Source organism: Actinoplanes couchii (assembly GCF_016862075.1).
In the GTDB taxonomy this organism is placed as follows: Bacteria; Actinomycetota; Actinomycetes; order Mycobacteriales; family Micromonosporaceae; genus Actinoplanes; species Actinoplanes couchii.
On the sequence record NZ_BOMG01000028.1, the window covers coordinates 24295 to 45976 of the forward strand.

Consider the following 21682-nt stretch of genomic DNA (forward strand, 5'->3'; position numbering starts at 1 on the left):
CCCTCGGAAGAGGGGCCGCGGGTCAGGCCTCGGGAGCGGTGACGTTCTCCAGGCGGCTCAAGGGGGCGGGGGCTCCGTACAGGTAACCCTGGCCCAGCGGGCAGCCCAGATCCGTCAGGGCCTGGGCACGCTCCCTGGTCTCCAGGCCCTCGGCCACCACGGTGATGCCGAGTTCGGCGCAGATCGCCAGGACCGAGCGGCACAGGGCGCCGGCCCGGTCCGGGGAGGCGTCCACGTCGGTGAGGGTGGAGTCGAGCTTGACGATGTCCACCGGCATGGAGTGCAGCTGGGCGAGGGCGTTGTAACCGCTGCCGAAGTCGTCCAGGGCCACCCGGACACCGATGGCGCGCAGTCGTTCGACCAGGGCGGCGGCGTACGGCAGGTCGGGGATCCGGAGGGTTTCGGTGATCTCGATGATCAGGTTCTCGGGGGCCAGGTGGTGGCGGGTCAGGGCGGCCCGGACCGCCTCCTCCAGGCCCTGGCCGGCCAGCCGTCCGGCGGAGACGTTGACGTGTACCCCGATCGGGCGACCGTGGAGTTCGGCCAGGGTCGCGGCGTCGGCGCAGGCACGGTCCAGGACGAAGTCGTCGATCGCCGAGACCAGGCCGGTGCGTTCGGCCATCGTGACGAAGACGTCGGGGTGGACCGGGCCGGCGATCGGATCGGTCCAGCGGGCCAGCGCCTCCACGGCCACCGTCGCGCCGTCGCTGAGCCGGACGATCGGCTGGTAGTGGACGTCGAATCCGGCGGCCGCCGGGGAACCCGCCAGGGCGCCGGCCAGCAGGTGGGGCAGGTCGGCGTTCGGGCCGCCGTCGCGGGGGCCGGTGTAGCGGATCAGGGCGCCCTTGCCGCGGCGTTTCACCGCGTACATCGCGGCGTCGGCGCGGCGCAGCAGGAGGTCGGCGGAGAGGCGGTCGCCGGGTTCGGCGGTGACCAGGCCGATGCTGACGCCGACGGTGATCGAGCGGCCGTCGAGCACGTAGGGCTCCCGCAGCGTGGCGAGCACCCGCTGACCGATGGCCTCGGCCTCAGCGGCCCACTCCTCGGGATCCATCAGCGGCGTGACGACGGCCTCGGTCTCCCCGAGCCCGGCACCCGAGCCCGGCACCGCGGCCGGCGATGATCCGCCGGCCGAAAGGCCACCCGTGGAGGAGGCGCCCGCAGTGGAAAGAGCGGACGCGGTGCCAGCACTGGAAGAAGCGGACGCGGTGCCAGCACCGGAAGACGCGGACGAGGCGCCAGCGCTGGTAGGGGCGGCCGAGACGCCGGCGGTGATGGAGGAAGAAGCCGGGCCGGAGGCGAAGGAGACAGGCGGGACGCCGGAACCAGAGGACCCGGACGAGACGACCGGAGCGGAGGAAGACGGCGCGGCGGAAGTGACCGGATCGGACGGCGAAGACCCGGCAGAGGCGACCGGCCCGGACGGCGAGGGCGCGGCGGACGTCGCGGTGGACGTCGCGATGGAGGTGGAGGTAGCGGCGGGAGCGGTCGCCCCGGCGAAAGAGGGAGTCGCGGTGGAGGAGGGGGTCGCGGCGGAAGAGGGGGTCGCGGTGGAAGAGGGAGCCGCGGCGGGGAAGGCGGTGGCTTCGGAGACCCGGACGCCGGCGGCGGAGAGGACGTAGCGGCGCTGCCGGAGCACCCCGTCGGCGCGGCGGCGCCAGCGGGACGGGCGGCGGGGCGCCGGGACCGGCATGCCGCTCTGGTCCAGGACGATGGCGAACTCGTCGCCGCCGAGGCGGGCCACCAGGTCCTGGGAGCGGACCCCGGCCCGCATCCGTTCGCCGATGGCCTGCAGCACCCGGTCGCCGACGGCGTGGCCGAAGGTGTCGTTGATGAGCTTGAAGTCGTCCAGGTCGGCGAAGAGCACCGCGACCGGCGTGCCCCGTTTCTGGTGGGCGTCGATCGCGTGCACCAGGCGTTCCCGGAACAGGGCACGGTTGGCCAGGCCGGTCAGCGGATCGTGATAGGCCTGGTGGTGGAGCCGGCGCTGGGTGCTGGCGACCCGGTCGAACAGGACCGTGTTGTCGACGATGGTGAGCATCTGCCGGGTGACGACCAGGGCCAGGCCGAGCCAGCCGAGGTAGGCCTCGAACGGGGTCAGCGACCCGCCGGTGACGGTGCGGGCCACCAGGACCACACCGGCGACCACCACCGGTCCGTACGGCAGCAGCAGCCGGAACCAGTCGCGCTCGATCCGGTCCGGGTCGGTACGCGGCGGCACGTACCGGGCCGGGCTGAGCGCGGCCATCGCGATGAACGCCGGCCCGAGCAGGTGACCGAGCCCTTCCAGCCAGGTGGGCCCGTCGCCGAGGAGCCGGACCGTGTCGGCGACCCCGAAGGCGAGCAGGGCGGAGCCGACGAGCCGCAGCGGGCGCCGCCCGGCCGGTGAGTCGGGCCGGGTGGTGAGCAGGAGCAGCACCATGGTGAACAGGATCAGGTCGGCGACCAGGTAACCGGCGGCGACCGCGTTCAGCCCGGGCACGCCGGGCAGCAGCGACCAGGCCAGGGCGAGCACCGACCCGGTGATCAGCACGCTGTCCAGGAAGAGGGCGATCTGGCCGCGCAGCGGGGACGTGGGCGCGGGTGCGGGCCGGGTGCGGACCGCGCCGAGCAGCCCGAGCAGCATGCAGGTGGGCAGCACGACGAGCCCGACGTCGGCGAGCCGCTGCGGCGGTTCACGGTCGACGCCGGTGAGTTCCTGGACGATCCACCAGAGCCGGTTGAGCGACCAGACGAACAGACCGCCGGCGGCGAGGAACCGCCAGCTGCGCGGGATGCCGGTACGGCCGAGCCCTACGCGCAGGCAGACGACCGACGCGAGGAGCCCGGCGATGAGCTGCGCCGTGTCGGTGTAGAGGCGTGGCGTGCCGAGGGCGAGTTCGCCGAAGGCGACCACACCCAGGGTGAACGCCAGCGTGCCGAGCAGTCGCGCCGTCGTGATCACCACCTGAGTCCGGGCCGCGGGATCGCGGCCGGAACAACTTAACCGCTCAGTCCCCGGAGGTCACGTCGGCGACGATCACCGTGATGTTGTCGGGCCCTCCGCCACGCAGAGCGAGGTCGATGAGGCGCTCCGCACACGACTTGACATCGCTGTTGGTGCGCAGTTCCTCTTCGAGGACCGGGTCGGCCACCACGCCGGTGAGGCCGTCGCTGCAGAGCAGCCACCGGTCGCCGCGCTGTGGCTCGACGATCACGTACGCCGGGGTGACCGGCTCGCCCTGGAGCACCCGGGTGACGACGGCCCGCCGCGGGTGCACGGCCGCCTCGTCCGGCTTGATCAGCCCCTGGTCGACCAGCATCTGGACGTACGTGTCGTCCTTGGTGAGCTGGTTGAGCCGGCCGTCGCGCAGCAGGTAGGCCCGGGAGTCGCCGACGTGTGCCATGGCGGCCCGCTCCCCGTTGAAGAGCACCGCCGTCAGCGTGGTGCCCATGCCCGCCAGGGACGGGTCGGCGGCCACCTGCTCGGCGATCCGGCCGTTGGCTGCTTCGAGCGCCCGGTGCAGGGCGTCCATCTGATTCTCGGTGTCGATCGGCGTGTCGAGCGAGACCATGGCTTCGATGGTGATCCGGCTGGCCAGATCACCGGCGGCCATGCCGCCCATCCCGTCCGCGACGACGAGGAGCTGGTCACCGGCGTAGTGACAGTCCTCATTGTTGCTGCGGACGTGTCCCTGGTCGGTGACGGCCGCCCACCGGAGGTGCAAGGTCATGGCGTGCAGCCTGCCAGGTCGGCGCCAGCCTGTCTGCACGTGGTGGGCGGCATGTCGCACATGTCGTTGGTGAAAATACACTTATCCACCGGCTGCGCCCCGATCCAGGGGTCGTCCGAGGCATCGTGGATCGATTTCGGTCACCGGCCGTGTCGGCGCGATCCATTCCAGTGCCGGGGCCTCGACCGGCCAGCCGCGGACGGTGAGGCCGCTGTCGGGTGTGTCGCGCGCCTGCGGGCAGAGGGTCTTCGACCGGACCTCGCCGTTCGGGATGAAGGTCACCTGTCCGGTGGGTTCGAGCATCGTGGTCGAGGTGTCGTCGACCGCGATGAGCTGCCCGCGGACCACCTCGGCGGGCTCACCGTCGGCGGCGTGCTCGACGGCGGTGTCCGGCAGGACCGGCGCCTGGAGGAAGGCGACGCCGACCATGAACGGCATGGCGAAGGCGGCGGCGACGGCCGGCCAGTGGGTGGCGATGCGGGCCCAGCGCTGCGGGACGGGTCCGGTGAGGACCGGACCGAAGAGCGGAGGAGCCGCCAGGAGTACGGCGGTCCAGTGGTCCCCGGCCCGGATCGCGGCGACCACTCCCGGCCACACGAAGATCCAGACGAGCACGGCGACGAGCACCGGCACGCCCAGGGTGAGCCACCGCATCACCCACGGATCCCCGGGTTCGCCCTGCACCGCGGTCAGCCCGAGGATGGCGACGATCAGCATCATGAGCAGCGGAAGCATCCGCAGCTGCCAGGTGAAGGCGGCGATCCCGGCGGCGATCACCACGACCCAGCCGGGCATCCGCAGCGCCGCGACGGCGAGGAACGAGGTGCCGGTCCGCCCGGGCACACTCACCAGCAGGATGCCGCCGAGCACCCGGACCAGCAGGATGGCCGCGGGCAGCGTCCAGCTGAGGGTGATGAACAGCGCCCCGATCATGCCGAGCGGGTTGATGTACTGCACCAGCAGCAGCATCGTCGGCAGGTCCTGCCGGGACAGGTACCAGAGCCGGAGCACGAGCAGCAGCAGCGGGAAACCGGGCAGGACGGCGAGGAGCCAGTTGAGTTCGGCGCGGTAACTGGTCCGGGGCAGCACCCGTTCCTTGTGGACCAGACCGGAGTGGATCTCGACCTCGTTCATCGGAGCGGGTCCTCCCACGGCATCCACCGCACGTTCGGCCGTTCCACCAGGGGCTGCTGGCCCTCGGCGATCGGGGAACTGCCGTTCTCCTCGACCTCGACCTGGAAGTTCCGGTCGAAGGCCTCCTCCCAGCGGTTGTCGTCGGGGTCGGCGAAGGACCGGTAGAGGGTGAGGTCGACGAGCTCCTTGAGGGCCAGGTTCTCCCCCACGTTCACCCCCCAGCGTTCCTTGGGGTCGATACCGAGGTCGAAATGCGTGTATTTGTCGGGGAAGCGATATTTCCAGCCGGCGAGGATCGCGGCATCGGTGCTGATCGCCTCGACCTGACCGGCATCCATCTCGGCGAAGCACTCCCGGACCCGGTTCTTCTGGACCACGTCGGCGCCGAACTCCACCAGGGCGGACTTGCTCGTCGCCGTGGACAGGGTGCAGACCCGCTTGCCGGCCAGGTCCTCCAGCGTGGAGATCTTCGGATGACCCTTCAGCGCGATGACCGACTGCTCGGTGTCGAGGTAGCCCTGGGAGAACGTCACCCCGGTCATCGCCTCGCGCTCCGGCGTGATGCTGTAGCTGGCGATCACCAGTTGCACATTGACCCGTTTGCTCGCCTCGGCCGGATCGGTGGCCTGCATCCGGGCCCGGTCCTCGCTCTCCAGCCCGTAGAACCGCACGTCGGAGCGCCGGAAGCCGAGATCCTCAGCGATCATGTAGGCGATGTCGATGTCGAAGCCGGACCACTGCCTGGTGGCCGGGTCGTAGTAGGCCGTGCCGAACTGGTCGTCCTTGACCCCGATCCGCAGTTCCTTCCAGGTGTCCACGCCCGCCTGCTCGCGCAGCTCGGCAACCGTCGGCGGCCCACCCACCAGCAGTTTCCCCAGCGCCACCGCCAGCGTGACGACGATCAGCAGCCCGAGCCCGGCCAGCCTCCACACCTTGAACCGGTACTCCCGGTCCACGACCATCTCCCGCTCGACCTCGGAGATGACCTCCTGGATCACCTCCTGCTGGGCGATGTTCTGGGAGGCGATCTCCTCGGCGGTGGGCTCCGGCTCGCCGGGCGCGGGCGGCTGCGGATTGCGCAGCAGCCACCTGACGATCTCCGGCGCGAACTGGCGTGGCAGCCGCCACGAAGGTGGTGACGACGGCCGGGCGGCCGGTTCACCGTTGTCGACGTCCCCCATCAGCCCCGTCCTCCCCACGAACCCCGGAAAGGTCATGGTGCCCGACTTCGGCAGCCAACGGGCCGCCGATCAGGTCACGGAACGGGATCCGCCGTACCGAACGGCACACCCGGACGGCAACGCACCAGACGGGCCGCGGTGAGGCGTAACCCGGCGGCCAGCCCGTGGCGTTCGATCGCCTGGAGGGCGTACGCGCTGCAGGTGGGCTGGTAACGGCAGCGGGTGGGCAGGCGCGGCGAGATGCGGCGGTAGCCGCGGATGGCGCCGGTCGCGGCGCGTTCCCCCCACGATCCCCCTGCGTGGGTACGGGTGAGCACCGCACCCAACCGGACCAGCATGCTCAACGAGAAGCAGTCGCAACCCGGGATGTCGCAGTCACACCCCGGGTCACACGACCGGTCCTTCTTCCTGCGTTTCCGCGACTTCCACACCGCCACGTGTTCATCATGGCGGACCGGCGCACCGGATGATCAGCGGACCGAGACCACCGCCGCGCTCTCCGGGGGCAGCACCAGCCGGTCGCGTTCCACGATCACGCCCGGTGCGGTGGCCAGCAGCACCGCCCGGGGCAGGGCCCGCACGCTGACCGTCTGTGCCGTCTCGGCCAGGTTGGCCACCACCACGCTGGGCCCGCGCCGGATCACCACGTGCTGGTCGCCGTGCCACACCTCGACCTGGTGCAGCCAGGGGTCGGTGAGCCCGGGCAGGCCGCGGCGTAGCGCGATCAGCCGCCGGTAGAGGTCCAGGATCTCGGCGTGACCGGGTTTGCCCAGCTCGGACCAGTCCAGCTTGGAGCGCTCGAAGGTGGCCGGGTCCTGCGGGTCGGGCACGTCGGCCTCGTTCCAGCCGTGCCGGGAGAACTCGCTGCGCCGGCCGTTGCGGACGGCGTCGGCCAAATCGGGCTCGGGGTGCGAGGTGAAGTACTGCCAGGGGCTGCCCGCCGCCCATTCCTCCCCCATGAACAGCATCGGGGTGAACGGCGAGGTCAGCAGCAGGGTGGCGGCGACCTTGAGCAGGCCGGGCGACAGGGTGGCGGTGAGCCGGTCGCCGACGGCCCGGTTGCCGATCTGGTCGTGGTTCTGCAGGAACGCGACGAACCGGTGGCCCGGGGTGCGCTGCCGGTCGACCGGCCGGCCGTGCCGCCGTCCCCGGAACGACGACCAGGTCCCGGCGTGGAAGAAGGCGCCTTCCAGCACGGTACGCAGGCAGTCCAGCGATCCGAAGTCCCCGTAGTAGCCCTGGCGCTCCCCGGTCAGCAGGGTGTGCAGGGCGTGGTGCACGTCGTCGTCCCACTGGGCGTGCAGGCCGTAACCGCCGGCCTCCCGCGGGGTGATCAGTTTCGGGTCGTTGAGGTCGGACTCGGCGATCAGCGAGAGCGGCCGGCGCACCCGCGTGGAGAGCGACTCGACCTCGACGGCCATCTGTTCCAGCAGGTGGACGGCGCCCTCGTCGTGCAGCGCGTGCACGGCGTCCAGCCGCAGACCGTCGATGTGGTAGTCGCGCAGCCACATCAGCACACTGTCGACGATGTAGCGACGGACCTCGCCGGAGCCCGGCCCGTCCAGGTTGATCGAGCTGCCCCAGGGGTTGCTGCCGCCGCCGAGGTAGGGCGCGAACATCGGCGCGTACGCCCCGCTCGGCCCGAAGTGGTTGTAGACCACGTCGAGCACCACACCGAGTCCTTTGGCGTGGGCGGCGTCGACGAAACGCTTCAGGCCGTCGGGACCGCCGTACGCCTCGTGCGGGGCGAACCAGCAGACTCCGTCGTACCCCCAGTTGTGAATGCCGTTGAACGCGTTGACGGGCAGCAGCTCGACCAGGTCGACCCCGAGGTCCACCAGGTGATCCAGGCGCTCGATCGCGGCGTCGAAGGTGCCCTGCGGGGTGAACGTGCCGATGTGCAGCTCGTAGAGGACCGATCCGGGCAGCTGCCGGCCGGTCCAGCCCTGATCGGTCCAGGCGAACGCGGAATGGTCGTAGCGGCGGCTCAGCTCGTGCACGCCGCCGGGCTGCCACGGCGACCGCGGGTCGGGCAGCGGCCGGTCCTGACCGGGCAGGACGAAGCCGTAGTCGACCGCCTCGGAGTCCACGTCGGCGTGCCACCAGCCGTCGTCGCCGGGTTCCATCTCGTGGTCGCGGCCGTCCAGGTGCAGCTTGACGGGCTTGTCCGGCGCCCAGACCGAGAAGAGTGTCATTCCTTCACCAGGAGAGCGACGGGGTAGGTGTGCAGCAGCTCGGCCACCGAGAGACGATTCCCGCCGTAGCTGGTGTTCGTGAAGACTTCCGTCCAACTGTGGCCGTGGAGTGACAGCGTGGTGTCGCCCCAGCCGCCGTGCCGTGACAATCCGACCGGCAACCGGGTGCTCACCGCCACCACGCCACCGCGGTCGAAGGCGAACACGTGCTCGGGGGCCCGGCCGTCGGCCCACACCGGACGGTACCCGGCGAACAGCTCCGGCCGCTGCCGGCGCAGGCGCAGCACCCGGCTGGTGACCAGGAGCTTGGCGGCGCCGGTGTCGTCGATCGGGGGGAGCCAGCCGTCGTCGATGCGGCCGAGCAGCTCACGGCGTTCGGCGAAGTCGACCGGGCGGCGGTTGTCCGGGTCGACGAGCGAGTGGTCCCACAGTTCGGTGCCCTGGTAGACGTCGGGCACCCCGGGCATGGCCAGCTGCACCAGCTTCTGGCCGAGCGAGTTGGACCGGCCGGGCGGGGTGATCGACGCGGCGAAATCGGTCACCTCGCGGTTCAGCGCCGGGTCGTCGTAGAGCCGGTCGACCATCTGCTGCAACGCGTTCTCGAAGGCTTCGTCGGGGCGCAGCCAGGACGTGCAGGTGCCGGCCTCCCGGGCGGCCTTCACGGCGTACGCCCGCAATCGGTCCCTGGAGATCGGCCATGCGCCGACCGCGACCTGCCAGATGAGATGGGCCAGCGCCGGATCCGGAAGCGGAGCGACCCGGACCCACCGGCGCACCACCGAGGTCCAGTCGCCGGGCACCTCGGAGAGCACCGCCAGCCGGGCCCGGACGTCCTCGCCGCGCTTGGTGTCGTGGGTGGCCAGCGCCGTCTGGGTGAACGGCCAGTCCAGCACCCGCCGCTCGGCGAAGTGGTGGAACTCGTCGGGCGTGACGCCGAACTTGGCCGGGTCGTTGCCGACCTCGTTGCGGGCCACGAACCGGGTCCAGCGGTAGAACGCGTTGTCCTCCACGCCCTTGGCCATCACCGCGCCGGTGAACTGCTGGAATCGGACGGCAAGCTCGTCGGCGGGGTTGCGCAGCCGGGCCGTGACCTGGTCCAGCACACCGATCAGCTGGGGCCGGCGGCGGCCCGCCTCGGCCCGCGCGGTGGCCAGGTCGCGGGAACCGGCCGGCAGGTAGGAGCGGTAGACCGGGAAGCAGGCGGCCAGCTCGGCGAGCGCCACCGGAGCGGACTCGATCTCCGGCGCCAGCCGGGCCAGGCGGTCCAGCTCGGCGGCGAGGATCTCGGTGGCCACCCGGTGCTTCGCGTCGTGGACCAGGTCCTGCCAGGAGGTGTGCACACCGGTCAGGTGGTGGTCGAGGGTGTTGAAGAAGGCCTCCGTGCCGGTGTCCACGAAGACGCCGTTGACCTCGGCCATCGCGTCGTACCCGGTGGTGCCGGCGACCGGCCAGGCGGGCAGCTCCTCACCCGGTTCGAGGATCTTCTCGACCACGATCCAGGCGTCCGGGGCGGCGTCGCGCAGCCGGTTGAAGTATTCGCCGGGGTTGCGCAGGCCGTCCGGGTGGTCGACCCGGATGCCCTGCACGATGCCCTCGTTGTACCAGCGGATGATCTCGGCGTGGGTGGCGGCGAAGACCTCGGGGTCCTCGACGCGCAGGCCGGCCAGGTCGGTGATCGAGAAGAACCGGCGGTAGTTGAGCTCGCGGTCGCCCCGGGTCCAGTTGACCAGCTCGTAGTGCTGCCGGTCGTGCACCTCCCGCGGCGAGCCCTCGCCTGTCCCGTCGGCGATCGGGTAGCGCTTGTCGTAGTAGCGCAGCTCGCCGTCCTCGATCCGGAGATCGTCCAGCGCGTCCGATTTGTCGGCAAGAACCGGGAGCAGGATTCGACCGCGTTCCCAGTCGATGTCATAAAAGTGCGCGTAGTCCGATTTGCGCCCATTTTTCAAGACATCCCACCACGTGGGGTTGACGTGCGGCACCCCCACGCCGGCGTGATTGGGCACGATGTCGACGACAAACCCGAGGTCACAGGCCTTCAACGCCGCGCTCAGATCGGAAATTTCACCCAATGCCGGATTTACCCGTGAGTGATCGACAACGTCGTAACCGTGCTCCGACCCGGGAGCCGAAACAAGCAGAGGCGCCGTGTAGAGGTGGCCAACCCCCAGATCGGCGAGATAGTCGACGATCTCAGCGGTAGAAGAGAGGGGAAAATCGGGGCGGACCTGAACTCGGTAAGTACTGCTCGGGTGCATCAAACCGTCCTGTCCAGCACGATGAGAGACCGATCCGGCACCCAGACCTGGTGTCCGGCCTCCACGACGGACGGCCGGTCGGGCGACGGATCAGCGGTTTCGATGACCAGCTCCCACTTCTCCCCGTACTCGGTGGGAGGCGTGGTGAATTCGATCGGCGCGTCGTGCGCGTTGAAGAACAGCAGGAACGAGCTGTCCACGTGCCGCTGCCCGTACTGCCCGCGTTCCCGGATGCCCTCGCCGTTGACGAACAGCGCGACGGCCCGCCCGAAGTCGTTGCCCCAGTCGTCACCGGCCATCTGCCGCCCGTCGGGGGTGAACCACTCCAGGTCGGGCAGCGGGTCGCCGCCGCCGCGGGCGGTGACCGGCAGCCCGGTGAAGAACCGCCGGCGCTGGAACACCTGGTGCCGGTGCCGGAACGCGGTCAGCTTGCGGGAGAACTCCAGCAGCTGCTCGTCGGCGTTCTCCCAGTCGATCCAGGCGATCTCGTTGTCCTGGCAGTACGCGTTGTTGTTGCCCTGCTGGCTGCGCCCCATCTCGTCGCCGTGCGAGATCATCGGCACGCCCTGGCTGAGCATCAGGGTGGCCAGGAAGTTGCGCCGCTGCCGGGCCCGCAGCGCGAGCACCCCGGCGTCCTCGGTCGGCCCCTCGATGCCGCAGTTCCAGGACCGGTTGTGGCTCTCGCCGTCCCGGTTCTCCTCACCGTTGGCGTCGTTGTGCTTGTCGTTGTACGACACCAGGTCGTTGAGTGTGAACCCGTCGTGCGCGGTCACGAAGTTGATCGAGTGGAACGGTTTGCGGCCGTCGTCCTGGTAGAGGTCGGCGGAGCCGGTGATCCGGGAGGCGAACTCGGCGAGTGTGGCGGGCTCACCACGCCAGAAGTCGCGGACGGTGTCCCGGTACTTGCCGTTCCATTCGGTCCAGTTCGGCGGGAAGTTACCGACCTGGTACCCGCCGGGCCCGACGTCCCACGGCTCGGCGATCAGCTTGACCTGCCCGACCACCGGGTCCTGCTGGACCACCTCGAAGAAGGTGGAGAGCCGGTCCACGTCGTAGAACTCGCGGGCCAGGGTGGACGCCAGGTCGAAGCGGAAACCGTCGACGTGCATCTCGGTGACCCAGTAGCGCAGCGAGTCCATGATCAGCTGGAGGCTCTGCGGGCTGCGGACGTTCAGGCTGTTACCCGTACCGGTGTAGTCCATGTAGAACTGGGGTTGATCGTCGACCAGCCGGTAATAGGTCCGGTTGTCGATGCCCTTGAGCGACAGGGTCGGGCCCAGGTGGTTGCCCTCGGCGGTGTGGTTGTAGACCACGTCGAGGATGACTTCCATGCCCGCCGCGTGCAGCGCCTTGACCATGCCCCGGAACTCCTGGGTCTGCTGACCGAGCGCGCCCATCGCCGAGTACCCGTGGTACGGCGCGAAGAACCCGAGCGTGTTGTAACCCCAGTAGTTGTTCAGCCCGAGGTCGTGCAGCCGGTTGTCGTGCACGAACTGGTGCACCGGCATCAGCTCGACAGCCGTCACGCCGAGGCTCTTCAGGTGCTCGATGATCGCCGGGTGCCCGATCGCCGAGTACGTCCCGCGCATGTCCCGGGGGATCTCCGGGTGCCGCTGGGTCAGCCCCTTGACATGTGTCTCGTAGATCACCGAGTGGTGGTACGGGATGTCCGGCCGCCGGTCGTTGCCCCAGTCGAAGTACGGGTTCACCACCACGGCCTTCGGCATGTACGGCCCCGAGTCCAGCTCAGACATCTGATCCGGGTTGTCGAAGTCGTACGCGTACAGCGACGGGTGCCAGTCGATGTCCGAGTCGACCGCCCGCGCGTACGGGTCCAGCAGCAGCTTGTGCGGGTTGCACCGCAGGCCACGGTGCGGCTCGTACGGTCCGTACACCCGGTAGCCGTACCGCTGGCCCGGCTCCACCCCGGGCAGGTACGCGTGCCAGACGAACGCGTCCTGCTCGTGCAGGAGGACCTTCCGCTCGTTGCCGGACGGGTCGAACAGACAGAGTTCGACCGCATCGGCCACCTCGGAGAAGATCGCGAAATTCGTGCCGGTCCCGTCGTACGTGGCACCCAATGGGTACCGGTGACCAGGCCAGACCTGCATACGGTGCTCCTACCCCTCAGCCGTCCTCGTGATCGCGGGCCGGCGCGCGGATTGTTTGCCCACCGAATCGGGGGGTTAATCCTGCGCGCCCGCGCCTGCGGTCATTCTTCCGGACGACAGAGGTCAGGAGTCGTCGCGACTCTGCTCCGCGAGGAATCGCTCCAGTTCGGCGCCGAGTTCGTCGGCGGTCGGCAGCGGAGTGTCGGAGTCGGCGAGCAGGTTGGCCTCCCGGCCGCGGACGAACGCGTCGTACTGCGCCTCCAGCGACGTGACCAGGCGGGCGGCCTGCTCGTCGTCGGCGATCTGCTTGTCCACCTCGCCGCGGACCAGCTTGGCCGACTCGCGCAGCCCACCGGTCGGCAGAGCCAGTCCGGTGCTGGTGGAGACCGAGTCGAGCAGGATCTCGGCGGCCGCCGGGTACCCGGTCTGAGCCAGGTAGTGCGGCACGTGGGCGGCGTAACCGAGGGCGTCCCGGCCGGAGTTGCCGAGCCGGAACTCCAGCAGATTTCCGACACTTGCCGGCACCTGCACCCGCTGCAACCACGACTCGTGTTCGCCGAGCAGGCGCTTGTCGGTGGCGTGCGCGGTGACGCCGACCGGGCGGGTGTGCGGCACGGCCATCGGGATCGCGTTGAGCCCGACCGTGACGCTGACCCCCAGCTGGTCGATCAGCAGGGTGATGGCGGCGATGAACCGCTCCCACTGCAGGTCCGGTTCCGGCCCGGCGAGCAGCAGGAACGGGGTGCCCAGCTGGTCCTTGACCAGGTGCAGGGCGAGGCTGGGTTCCTCGTAGCTCTCGAAATGATCGGCCACGAAGACCATCGGAGGACGGCGGGAGCGGTAGTCCAGGAGCTGGTCCAGGTCGAACGTGGCGATGACCTCGTTCTCCAGGTTGTCCAGCAGACTCTCCCGGGCGAGCTGGATGGAGCTGCCCGCGTCGACGAAACCGGTGAGCGCCTGGATGAGCACCGGGCCGTCAAGTTCCGGCAGGTCACCGGTGATCTCATAGAGCCCGTACGGGTCGAGCACGCTGCCTACCTCCAGAGAGTGTTTTCGGCGATAACAGCCGGGCGGCGTCATTGATTCCGGCCCACTCCCATAATCACCTACCCGACACGGCGGCGACGTGCGCGCACCCGTCACAATGGGTTGCAGATCTTCTTCCGCACACCCCTCGGAGTGATCTGTGACGAAGGAACTGGCAGAAGACACCGCGGCCCCACCCGGCACCCTGTGGGCCCGCATGAAAGCCGACCCGCAGTACGCCCCTGAGCATCTCGCCCTGGAGGCGACCCGCCGGATCGGCCCGGAAGCCGCCGCGTGGCACACCAGGATGCGGGCCGAGCGCCCCGAGCTGGGCCCCGACGAGCTGGCCACCCTCGCGATCAAGCGGTTCACCACGCTGGCCCGGGTCTCCGGGGCGGTCTCCGGCGCGGCCGGTCTGCCCGGCGCGCTGCTCGACGTGGGCGTGCTCGCCTGGACCCAGGCGCGCCTGGTCCTGCACGTGGCGGCGGCCTACGGCGAGGATCCGGCGGCTCCGGAGCGCGCCACCGACCTGCTGGTTCTCCAGCGGGTGCACAAGCTCGCCGAGACCGCGCGGACGGCGCTCGGCGTGGCCGCCGGGCGGGAGCGCGCCAGCCGGATCTTCACCGGTGACGGCGGCCGGCCGCTGGCCGGTGTGCTGATGCGGCTGAGCGTGAAACTGGCGCAGATGGCCGGCGTGCGGGCCGCGAAACGGATCTTCGCCAAGGTGGTCCCGGGCGCCGGCATCATCCTCGGCACCTGGGCCAACTCGGCGGCCACCCGTGATCTGGCCCGCCGGGCCAGGGAGCACTACCGGAACGGCTAAGGCCCCGCGACGGGACTGCCGAAAATCCAGATGTGCTGGGTAATCGGAGATCCGTCGTCCTGGCCCTCGCCGTACTGCTGCTGACCGGTTGTTCCTCGTCGTCGTCCCGGGACGAGAAGGGGGACGCCGGGTCGGCGGACAGCACCGGCAACCCGGGCCGTAACTGGATCCTGTTCGACCAGGGCACCGTCTCGGCCTCACCGTCGGCCACCTACGGCTCGCTGGCACCGACCCCCTCGGCGACGCTGCCCACCCTGGGCGGCAGCAGCTCGCCGCAGCCCACCCCGACCCCCACCTGTACGCCGAACGGGCACATCCCGATGGTCAACGGCCTGGGTGTGGTCCCGTCGAAGAACAGCGCCGTGGTGACCTGGTTCAACCAGGGCGGCAGCGACATCGTCGACTACCGGATCACCGCGCAGAGCCAGATCCTGGTGACCGGCGCGCAGAAGGAACTGGGCTGGACGAAGAACGCACCGAAGAAGTGCGGCTACGTCAGCGCCACCATCTCCGGGCTGGATCCGGGCACCCCGTACATCTTCACGGTGGACATGGTGCGGACCAAGGACGCGCTGGGCCTGGACGGTCACCAGTCGACGACCATCGGACGATCCCGGCCGGTGACCACCCTCACGAAGTGAGCGGGTGGTGAGCACCACTACGAGGTGAGGTTCAGGAAACTCTAAGCTTCCCGGCATGGAGAGCATCGCCGATACGGTCATCCTGCTCGGGATCTCCGTGGTCGGCGCCGCGCTGGCCCGGCGACTCGGCTTCGTGGCGCCACTGGTCCTGCTGGTGGCGGGCCTCGGCCTGTCGTACGTGCCGGGGTTCCCGGAAGCGCACCTGGAGCCCGAGCTGGTGCTGATCGGGATCCTGCCGCCGCTGCTGTACGTGGCCGCCCTGCAGACCTCGGTGCCCGCGTTCCGGCTGGCGTTGCGCCCGATCCTGCTGCTCGCGGTCGGGTTGGTGGTCCTCACCGCGCTGGTGGTGGGTTTCCTCGTACACCTGCTGTTGCCTGAGGTTCCGTTGGCCGCGTGTGTCGCGCTGGGTGCGATCGTGGCCCCGCCGGACGCCGTGTCGGCGACCGCGATCGCCCGCCGGGTCGGGCTGCCCCGCCGGGTGGTCACCATCCTGGAGGGCGAGAGCCTGCTGAACGACGCGACCGCCCTGGTCCTGGTGCGGGTGGCGATCGGCGCGCTGACCGGGACCGCGGTCGGGGCCACCGAGATCGTCGGCGAGGTGACGCTGAAGGCCGGCGGCGGCCTGCTGATCGGCATGGGTCTCGCGATGGCCGTGGCCTGGCTGCACAAGCGGATCGAGGACGCGCTGCTGGAGGACGCGGTGGCACTGCTCACCCCGTTCGTGGTGGTGATCGTCGCCGAGAAACTGCACACGTCCAGCGTGGTGGCGGTGGTGGTGGCCGGGCTCTACCTGGGGCACCGCATCCCGTACCTGCTGTCGGCCACCTCCCGCCTGCAGATGGACGCGGTCTGGAAGCTGATCAACTTCCTGCTGGAGGGGGTGGTCTTCCTCCTGGTCGGTCTGCAGCTGCGCACCGTGGTCGGCACCATCGAGACCGACATGGTCACCACCGCCCAGGTCACCGCGGTGGTGTTCGGCGCGCTGCTGGCGGTCCGGTTCCTGTGGATGTACCCGGCGACCTACCTGGCCCGGCTCATCCCCCGGATCCGCAACCGGGAGCCCCGGCCGCCGGTCACGGTGCCCACCGTGATCGCCTGGGCGGGCATGCGCGGCGTGGTCACCCTGGCCGCCGCGCAGACCCTGCCGGCCAACGGCGACTACCCGCGGGAGCTGTTCGTCTTCGTGGCCTTCGCGACCATCGTGCTGACCCTGCTGGTGCAGGGCAGCACCCTGCCGTGGCTGTCCCGGCGGCTCGGGGTGCGCGAGGACGCCAGCGGTCAGGACGCGCTGGCCGAGGCCGGGGTGCAGCACGCCGCCGGGCAGGCCGCGCTGAAGGCGCTGGACGAGCACGCGCCGGGTGCGCCGGATTCGGTGGTGGACCGGCTGCGGGGTCTGGTGGAGAGCCGGGGCAACAGCGCGTGGGAGCGGCTGGGCAGTCAGGAGCGGGAGACCCCGTCCGCGGCGTACGGCCGGCTCCGCCGGGAGATGATCAGAGCGGAACGACGGGTCTTCAAGATCGCCCGTAACGAGGGGCGGATCCCCGAGGAGGTGCTGGTGCGGGCCCAGCGAGAGTTGGACCTGGAAGAGTCCCAGTTGCATCGGAGTGAGCATTGACCTGTGAGCATCTCAAGGACGCCGGCGATCCGGCGCCGCTGGCTCCGTACGACGGCGGTTGCCCCGAGTGCGTGCACGCCGGCTTCACCGACTGGGTGCACCTGCGCAAGTGCCTGACCTGTGGTTACGTCGGCTGTTGTGATTCCTCCCCGCGGCGGCACATGACGCGCCACCACGGGGAGACGGATCACCCGGTGATGCGTTCCTACGAACCGGGTGAGACCTGGCGCTGGTGTTTCCCGGATCAGCTGCTGGGCTGAGCCGATCCGGCGGGCTCGCGGATGAGCGTGGCGTCGACGAAGCAGTACTCCCACCCGTCGTCGTGTTCCAGCGACCGGATGATGGGGTGCTCGGTGTCGGCGAAGTGCTCGTCCGCGTGCTTGTTCGGTGAGTCGCTGCAGCAGCCGACCTCACCGCAGGTCAGGCACATCCGCAGCTCCACCCAGGTGTCCCCGGACTCGACACACGGCGGGCAGACGTCGGTGTCGGTCTCGGTGATCTGGATCCGGTCCATGTGTGTGCAGGCGGTGCTGATGGTCTCCTCCCGGACGTACCGCCAGCGGTCGTGCAGCAGCCGGTCCGGGATGAACCGGGCCAGCATCCGCGAGTTGACCGCCAGGATCGGGGCCAGCACCGCCAGGATCAGCACGTAGAGGGCGACGAACGGCCCGATCCGTTCGTCCAGCCCGGCGGCCAGCGCCAGGGTGGCCAGGATCAGCGAGAACTCGCCCCGGCCCAGCACGGTCAGGCCGACGTTGGAGGCGCCGCGCTGGTTGAGCCCGAACAGCCGGGCGGTGATCAGGCCGGCCGTCACATTGGTCAGCACGGTGATGCCCACGGCGATCAGCACCGGCACGACCACCGAGCCGATCGCGCCGACGTCGATGCTCATCCCGAACGCCACGAAGAAGACCGCCGCGAACACGTCCCGCAGCGGCAGGACCAGGCGTTCCACCCGCTCCTTGACCGAGGTCCGGGCGACCACCAGGCCGATCATCAGGGCGCCGATGGCGTCCGAGACACCCACCTCGGCGGAGATACCGGCGACCAGCACGGTCAGGCCGACCATCAGGATGGCCAGCAGCTCGTCCTCGCGACTGTCGATGATCTTGCCGATCCAGCGGGCGCCCCAGCGGGCCACCGCGAACAGCAGCGCCAGGTAACCGAAGCTGATGGCGATCCGCAGCGCCAGCTCACCGGCCGAGTTCGCCCCGGACAGGATCGGGGTGAGCAGCGCCAGGTAGAGGGCGAGGAACAGGTCCTCGATCACGATGATGCCGAGGATCACCGGGGTCTCGGCGTTGGCCAGCCGGCGCAGCTCGATCAGCAGCTTGGTGGCGATCGCCGACGACGAGATGCCGACCGCGCCGGCGATCACGAACGCCTCGGAGGTGCCCCAGCCCATCGCGAAGCCCAGGCCCAGCCCGGCGCCGATGTTGATGGCGATGTACGCCCCGGCCGCTGCGAACAGCCGTTTCCCGCTGCCCAGCACCTGCTCGACCGGGAACTCCACACCCAGGTGGAACAGCAGCAGCACCAGCCCGAGCAGGGCCAGCATGTCCAGATCCGCCGGATGCTCGAAGAGCGTCACACCCGGGGTGAACGGGCCGAGCAGAATCCCGGCCAGCATGAAGAACGGAACGGTGGGCAGCCGGAACCGGCGCCCCAGCCGGGCCAGCAGCCCGGCGACGAGGATCAGGGCGCCCAGCCCGATGAGATTCGCGTGCACCAGCGGCCCTAGTCGGTGAAGTAGGTGCCGGCCAGCACGGCGCCGACCTTACGGGCCTGTTCCTCGGTCAGCTCGACCACGGCGTCCGGCTCGTCACCGGCGTCCTCGAAGACGTAGAGGTGACGTTTCCCGTCCCGGGACACCACGATCGACACCCGCCGGCCGCCGCCGCCCAGCGCCACGTCGTACCTGGTCCCGACCCCGGGAAGTTCCTGTATGTGCACACCCTTACCCATGGGCGCAGATACTACGGCCCGTCGCGGGAGGACGGCGCAGAGCAAAATCACCACCCTTTTTCTCGTACGCCACACCAAGGTCCCGTCGCGTCGCCGCGAGGCCGGCGGCCCGCCCGGACCGACCCGCGACCGCCGGGCGTATGCGTCCGTTCCGGTCTTTTCGGAGGTCTCAGACCCGGAGCCCCTCGATCATCCGGTCCAGCACCCCGGGCAGCTGCCGGTCCCAGAACTCCCAGGTGTGATCGCCCGGTTCGAACTCCGCGTCCAGCGTGACCCCGGCGGTGGCACACGCCGCGACGAACCGGCGGTTCTGCGCCACCAGGTGATCGTCGCTGCCGCAGCGCAGCACCAGTCGCGGCAGCTCCAGCGGGTTGGCGGTCCGGATCAGGTGCATCAGATCCTCGTCACCACCGGCCACCATCCGATCGGCGAAGACCCGGTCGGTGAGCGCCCGGACGTGCGGCCGCATGTCGTGCTCCTGGATGTACGCCAGATCCAGCGCCCCGGAGAGGCTGGCCGCCCCGGCGAACCGTTCCGGCTCCCGCAGCGCCCACTTCATCGCCCCGTAGCCGCCCATCGACAGCCCCGCCACGAACGTGTCCTCCCGCCGCCCCGACACCCGGAACAGCCGTCCCACCGTCTCCGGCAGTTCCGCCGACAGGAAGTCCCAGTACCGCATCCCGTACGTCTCGTTGGCGTAGAAACTGCGGTGCACCTGCGGCATGACGACGGCCAGGCCACGCTCACGCGCATACCGTTCCACCGAACTGAACCGCGTCCAGGAGGTGTGATCGTCGGTCAGCCCGTGCAACAGGTACACGACCGGCGGCGGATCCACGGCCACCCGCTCGGGCAGCACCACAGTCATCGAGGTGCCCATCTCCAGCGCCTCGGAATCAAAATCACACCGGACCAGTGCCATCCTGACAGTCTCACCACCCCGCCCCACGCCCCCTGTCCCGGGGAGGCCCCCATCCCAGAACCGGCCGGGGCGCGCTCTTATTGGAGCTTTTATTCGGCGCTGTAGTGCCGCAGCCGCACCTGGGCGCCGTCCGGCCCGGTCCAGTCCGCGATCGAGGTGTGCGTGTACCGCCAGCCGGTGGCCTCGTAGAAGGCGACCGCCCCGGTCCGCCGCCCGTTCTCGACGACGTTCAGGCTCAACGCGTACCCGAAGGGAAGTGCCCAGGCCGCACCAGCTCCGGCGGCGCGAGCCACCCACGCGGATCCTCCGGCCAGTTGACCGGATAGCCGTCCGCCGCGTGCACGTCCCGCAGCAGAGCCACACACCCGTCCAGATCCGCGTCACCCCGCTCCCGAATCAGGTCACCGCTCACCGTCATCACCTCCATCGCCCTCAGAAGGGCTGATAGTCCTCGTACGACGGCTCGAACGGCGGATCCGGAAGCCGGACGGCCCGGCAGCGGCGGACGACCTCGGCCGTGGCGTCCCCGCCGATGTTCATGCGGGATCCGGTCGCGAAGGCCTCCGGAACCTCGCTGAAACCGACATTCCGCTCGTAATATCGCACCGCGTCCCGGACCGGCGGCTGGTAGTCGTCGTCGAGAAGCAGCAGGCCGCCCGGTTTGACGATCTTGCGAAGGTAGTACAGATCGACGAAGACCTCGTGGAACCGGTGGCTGCCGTCGATGAAGGCCGCGTCCGCCACGACCCCGTCCATGACCATCCGGGCCAGCGCGAGCGACGAGGGGACGGCGACCAGCTCGGCGATGGAGTCCAGCCCCGCCGAACAGAGCAGGTCCCACCCGACGTTGTTGTACGCCTTCTGCTGAAACGGATCGATCACGATGTGCCGGGCGTTCGGCGCATCGACGGTCAGCAGGGCCTCGCCGATCGCCAGGGCGGAACTCCCGTACGCGAGCCCGATCTCCACCACCGTCCGCGCCTCCTCCACGATCAGGAGGTCACGAACGAGGTCACAGTCGCGTTCGGGCAGCGTCACGGTCCGGAAGTCGAGCTCCGGTCCGCGCGTCCACACCGGCCCGTCCCGGGCAAGCCGGCGGCGCACATCCCGAACCCGCGTCCCGCGTTCGTCCGTCACGCCACCAGTGTCGCAAGTGACAGTTCCAGCGTTGCCCGGCCGACCGCTGCATCGCGTTGGGAATGTCGTACCCGTCGATTAGAATGTATGTACGAAACAGGGGACCTGAGCTGCGGATCTTCGGGACTCTGGAGGACCGGTCCTGCCCGGATTTCCGCAGTGCGAGTGAGGAGACGACGTGACGATCTCGACCACCCCCGTGCCTGTGATCCCTCCGTACGCGACGATGCTCGGCTTCACCCGCTACGTCTCTCGCACCGGCCCCGCCAAGGCCACTTTTGTCGGCGGGCTGCGCCGGCAGCGGGAGCGCCGGAGCGGGTTCAACCCGCACGGCCAGTTGGTGAAAGCACTCAAGGCGGACATCGCGTTCCGCACCGGCGGCAGCTACCTCGGCGGCGTCGTCGAGGTGGTGAAGGACCGCTGGAAGCCGCTGTACGGCGCGCTGCGTGACGGCGCCCGGACCTATCTGACCGCGCTGGGCGACCCACAGCAGGTCGACCTGGCCCAGACCCGCGACGCCATCGCCGTGGTCGGCCCACTGGCCGTGAAAATCAACCCACACTTCGGCCTGCGCTTCGCCGACGGTCACCGAGAGGCGGTCCGCCTGCACTTCGACGAGGCCCCGCCCACCCCCGAGGCCGCAACGGCGATGCTGCACCTGATGGCCCGCCACATGGACCAGATCCTCCCGAACGCAGAGCCGGTCCTGGTGGACCTACGCCGAGGCACCACCCACCGCCTCGACACCACAACCCGCCCAGCCGACATCGAGAACTGGCTGGCCGGAGAAGCAGCCGCCTTCACCACGATGTGGTCCACTTCAGCCACCCCCGCCGCCTGACCCACCCACCCCACCAGCCCCCAACATCACGCCCACCCCCGCCACCCGGCCGCTTCCCACCTCCCCACCTCCACCACCACGGCCACCGCCGGCGCCCGGCCGGCACCCAGCTCCTCACCTCCA

At 70.0% G+C, this 21682-nt stretch carries 20 protein-coding genes; 5 read left to right on the top strand and 15 right to left on the bottom strand.

The features are described 5' to 3' along the window. Window positions 1-22 precede the first annotated feature (22 nt). The 9 genes from Aco03nite_RS09155 to Aco03nite_RS09195 all read right to left on the bottom strand — a co-directional run bounded on the left by Aco03nite_RS09155 (window position 23) and on the right by Aco03nite_RS09195 (window position 13618). A complete protein-coding gene (locus Aco03nite_RS09155; protein ID WP_239145018.1) occupies window positions 23-2944 on the bottom strand; it encodes an EAL domain-containing protein in 2922 nt (973 codons plus the stop codon). 46 nt (window positions 2945-2990) lie between these two features. Then, window positions 2991-3713, bottom strand: coding sequence for a PP2C family protein-serine/threonine phosphatase (locus Aco03nite_RS09160; protein WP_203794354.1), 723 nt, complete (start codon window positions 3711-3713; stop codon window positions 2991-2993). A gap of 81 nt (window positions 3714-3794) precedes the next feature. After that, the gene (locus Aco03nite_RS09165) at window positions 3795-4847 is read right to left on the bottom strand and encodes a hypothetical protein (RefSeq protein ID WP_239145019.1); all 1053 of its coding nucleotides are present in this window, start codon (window positions 4845-4847) and stop codon (window positions 3795-3797) included. Then, window positions 4844-6028 (bottom strand): transporter substrate-binding domain-containing protein, encoded by a 1185-nt coding sequence (locus tag Aco03nite_RS09170; RefSeq protein ID WP_203794355.1) that lies wholly within the window; start codon window positions 6026-6028, stop codon window positions 4844-4846. The genes Aco03nite_RS09165 and Aco03nite_RS09170 overlap by 4 nt, the downstream gene beginning before the upstream one ends. Before the next feature lie 74 nt (window positions 6029-6102). Then, window positions 6103-6465 carry a membrane protein insertion efficiency factor YidD gene (yidD, locus tag Aco03nite_RS09175; RefSeq protein ID WP_239145020.1) on the bottom strand — a complete coding sequence of 121 codons (363 nt, stop codon included), beginning with the start codon at window positions 6463-6465 and terminating at the stop codon, window positions 6103-6105. A 33-nt stretch (window positions 6466-6498) separates the two neighbouring features. Beyond that, window positions 6499-8223, bottom strand: coding sequence for a malto-oligosyltrehalose trehalohydrolase (gene treZ / locus Aco03nite_RS09180; protein WP_203794356.1), 1725 nt, complete (start codon window positions 8221-8223; stop codon window positions 6499-6501). Next, the gene (gene treY, locus Aco03nite_RS09185; protein WP_203794357.1) at window positions 8220-10478 is read right to left on the bottom strand and encodes a malto-oligosyltrehalose synthase; all 2259 of its coding nucleotides are present in this window, start codon (window positions 10476-10478) and stop codon (window positions 8220-8222) included. Before treY ends, treZ begins: the two co-directional genes overlap by 4 nt. Then, window positions 10478-12589: a glycogen debranching protein GlgX gene (gene glgX, locus Aco03nite_RS09190; protein WP_203794358.1), complete on the bottom strand. Its 2112-nt coding sequence runs from the start codon at window positions 12587-12589 to the stop codon at window positions 10478-10480. The genes treY and glgX overlap by 1 nt, the downstream gene beginning before the upstream one ends. Window positions 12590-12712: 123 nt before the next feature. Beyond that, window positions 12713-13618, bottom strand: a complete 906-nt coding sequence (locus Aco03nite_RS09195) for a proteasome assembly chaperone family protein (protein WP_203794359.1) — start codon at window positions 13616-13618, stop codon at window positions 12713-12715. A gap of 214 nt (window positions 13619-13832) precedes the next feature. On the opposite strand from Aco03nite_RS09195, the gene Aco03nite_RS09200 reads away from it, so the two are divergent. The 4 genes from Aco03nite_RS09200 to Aco03nite_RS09215 are packed head-to-tail and all read left to right on the top strand — an operon-like array spanning window position 13833 to window position 16954. Further along, the gene (locus tag Aco03nite_RS09200; RefSeq protein ID WP_203794373.1) at window positions 13833-14438 is read left to right on the top strand and encodes an EcsC family protein; all 606 of its coding nucleotides are present in this window, start codon (window positions 13833-13835) and stop codon (window positions 14436-14438) included. 32 nt (window positions 14439-14470) lie between these two features. Next, window positions 14471-15079 carry a fibronectin type III domain-containing protein gene (locus tag Aco03nite_RS09205; protein WP_203794360.1) on the top strand — a complete coding sequence of 203 codons (609 nt, stop codon included), beginning with the start codon at window positions 14471-14473 and terminating at the stop codon, window positions 15077-15079. Window positions 15080-15134: 55 nt separating this feature from the next. Continuing rightward, window positions 15135-16694: a Na+/H+ antiporter gene (locus Aco03nite_RS09210; protein ID WP_203794361.1), complete on the top strand. Its 1560-nt coding sequence runs from the start codon at window positions 15135-15137 to the stop codon at window positions 16692-16694. Further along, a complete protein-coding gene (locus Aco03nite_RS09215; protein WP_203794362.1) occupies window positions 16691-16954 on the top strand; it encodes a UBP-type zinc finger domain-containing protein in 264 nt (87 codons plus the stop codon). The genes Aco03nite_RS09210 and Aco03nite_RS09215 overlap by 4 nt, the downstream gene beginning before the upstream one ends. On the opposite strand, the gene Aco03nite_RS09220 is transcribed toward Aco03nite_RS09215, so the two are convergent. The 6 genes from Aco03nite_RS09220 to Aco03nite_RS09240 all read right to left on the bottom strand — a co-directional run bounded on the left by Aco03nite_RS09220 (window position 16939) and on the right by Aco03nite_RS09240 (window position 20718). Beyond that, complete coding sequence (locus Aco03nite_RS09220) at window positions 16939-18423, bottom strand: cation:proton antiporter domain-containing protein (protein WP_239145021.1); 1485 nt, start codon at window positions 18421-18423, stop codon at window positions 16939-16941. The two genes, Aco03nite_RS09215 and Aco03nite_RS09220, sit on opposite strands and share 16 nt — an antisense overlap. Before the next feature lie 8 nt (window positions 18424-18431). Then, window positions 18432-18659 (bottom strand): cation:proton antiporter regulatory subunit, encoded by a 228-nt coding sequence (locus tag Aco03nite_RS09225; protein ID WP_203794363.1) that lies wholly within the window; start codon window positions 18657-18659, stop codon window positions 18432-18434. A 169-nt stretch (window positions 18660-18828) separates the two neighbouring features. Beyond that, entirely contained in the window at window positions 18829-19581 is a 753-nt protein-coding gene (locus Aco03nite_RS09230; protein ID WP_203794364.1) for an alpha/beta hydrolase, read from the bottom strand. 89 nt (window positions 19582-19670) lie between these two features. Further along, window positions 19671-19820 carry a hypothetical protein gene (locus tag Aco03nite_RS54520; protein WP_307837633.1) on the bottom strand — a complete coding sequence of 50 codons (150 nt, stop codon included), beginning with the start codon at window positions 19818-19820 and terminating at the stop codon, window positions 19671-19673. Next, entirely contained in the window at window positions 19817-19993 is a 177-nt protein-coding gene (locus Aco03nite_RS54525; protein ID WP_307837634.1) for a hypothetical protein, read from the bottom strand. Before Aco03nite_RS54525 ends, Aco03nite_RS54520 begins: the two co-directional genes overlap by 4 nt. 20 nt (window positions 19994-20013) lie before the next feature. Further along, window positions 20014-20718, bottom strand: a complete 705-nt coding sequence (locus tag Aco03nite_RS09240; RefSeq protein ID WP_203794365.1) for a class I SAM-dependent methyltransferase — start codon at window positions 20716-20718, stop codon at window positions 20014-20016. A 226-nt stretch (window positions 20719-20944) separates the two neighbouring features. Here Aco03nite_RS09240 and Aco03nite_RS09245 point away from each other — a divergent pair, with 226 nt between their 5' ends. After that, on the top strand, window positions 20945-21559 hold the full coding sequence (locus Aco03nite_RS09245; protein ID WP_203794375.1) for a hypothetical protein: 615 nt from the start codon (window positions 20945-20947) through the stop codon (window positions 21557-21559). Window positions 21560-21682 lie beyond the last annotated feature (123 nt).

Coding starts and splice junctions, on each gene's coding strand:
- Aco03nite_RS09225 (WP_203794363.1), bottom strand. CDS start 18,659: ATGGGTAAGGGTGTGCACATACAGGAACTTCCCGGGGTCGGGACCAGG.
- Aco03nite_RS09230 (WP_203794364.1), bottom strand. CDS start 19,581: ATGGCACTGGTCCGGTGTGATTTTGATTCCGAGGCGCTGGAGATGGGC.
- Aco03nite_RS09200 (WP_203794373.1), top strand. CDS start 13,833: ATGAAAGCCGACCCGCAGTACGCCCCTGAGCATCTCGCCCTGGAGGCG.
- Aco03nite_RS09165 (WP_239145019.1), bottom strand. CDS start 4,847: ATGAACGAGGTCGAGATCCACTCCGGTCTGGTCCACAAGGAACGGGTG.
- treY (WP_203794357.1), bottom strand. CDS start 10,478: ATGCACCCGAGCAGTACTTACCGAGTTCAGGTCCGCCCCGATTTTCCC.
- glgX (WP_203794358.1), bottom strand. CDS start 12,589: ATGCAGGTCTGGCCTGGTCACCGGTACCCATTGGGTGCCACGTACGAC.
- Aco03nite_RS09170 (WP_203794355.1), bottom strand. CDS start 6,028: ATGGGGGACGTCGACAACGGTGAACCGGCCGCCCGGCCGTCGTCACCA.
- Aco03nite_RS09160 (WP_203794354.1), bottom strand. CDS start 3,713: ATGACCTTGCACCTCCGGTGGGCGGCCGTCACCGACCAGGGACACGTC.
- treZ (WP_203794356.1), bottom strand. CDS start 8,223: ATGACACTCTTCTCGGTCTGGGCGCCGGACAAGCCCGTCAAGCTGCAC.
- Aco03nite_RS09210 (WP_203794361.1), top strand. CDS start 15,135: ATGGAGAGCATCGCCGATACGGTCATCCTGCTCGGGATCTCCGTGGTC.
- Aco03nite_RS09245 (WP_203794375.1), top strand. CDS start 20,945: ATGCTCGGCTTCACCCGCTACGTCTCTCGCACCGGCCCCGCCAAGGCC.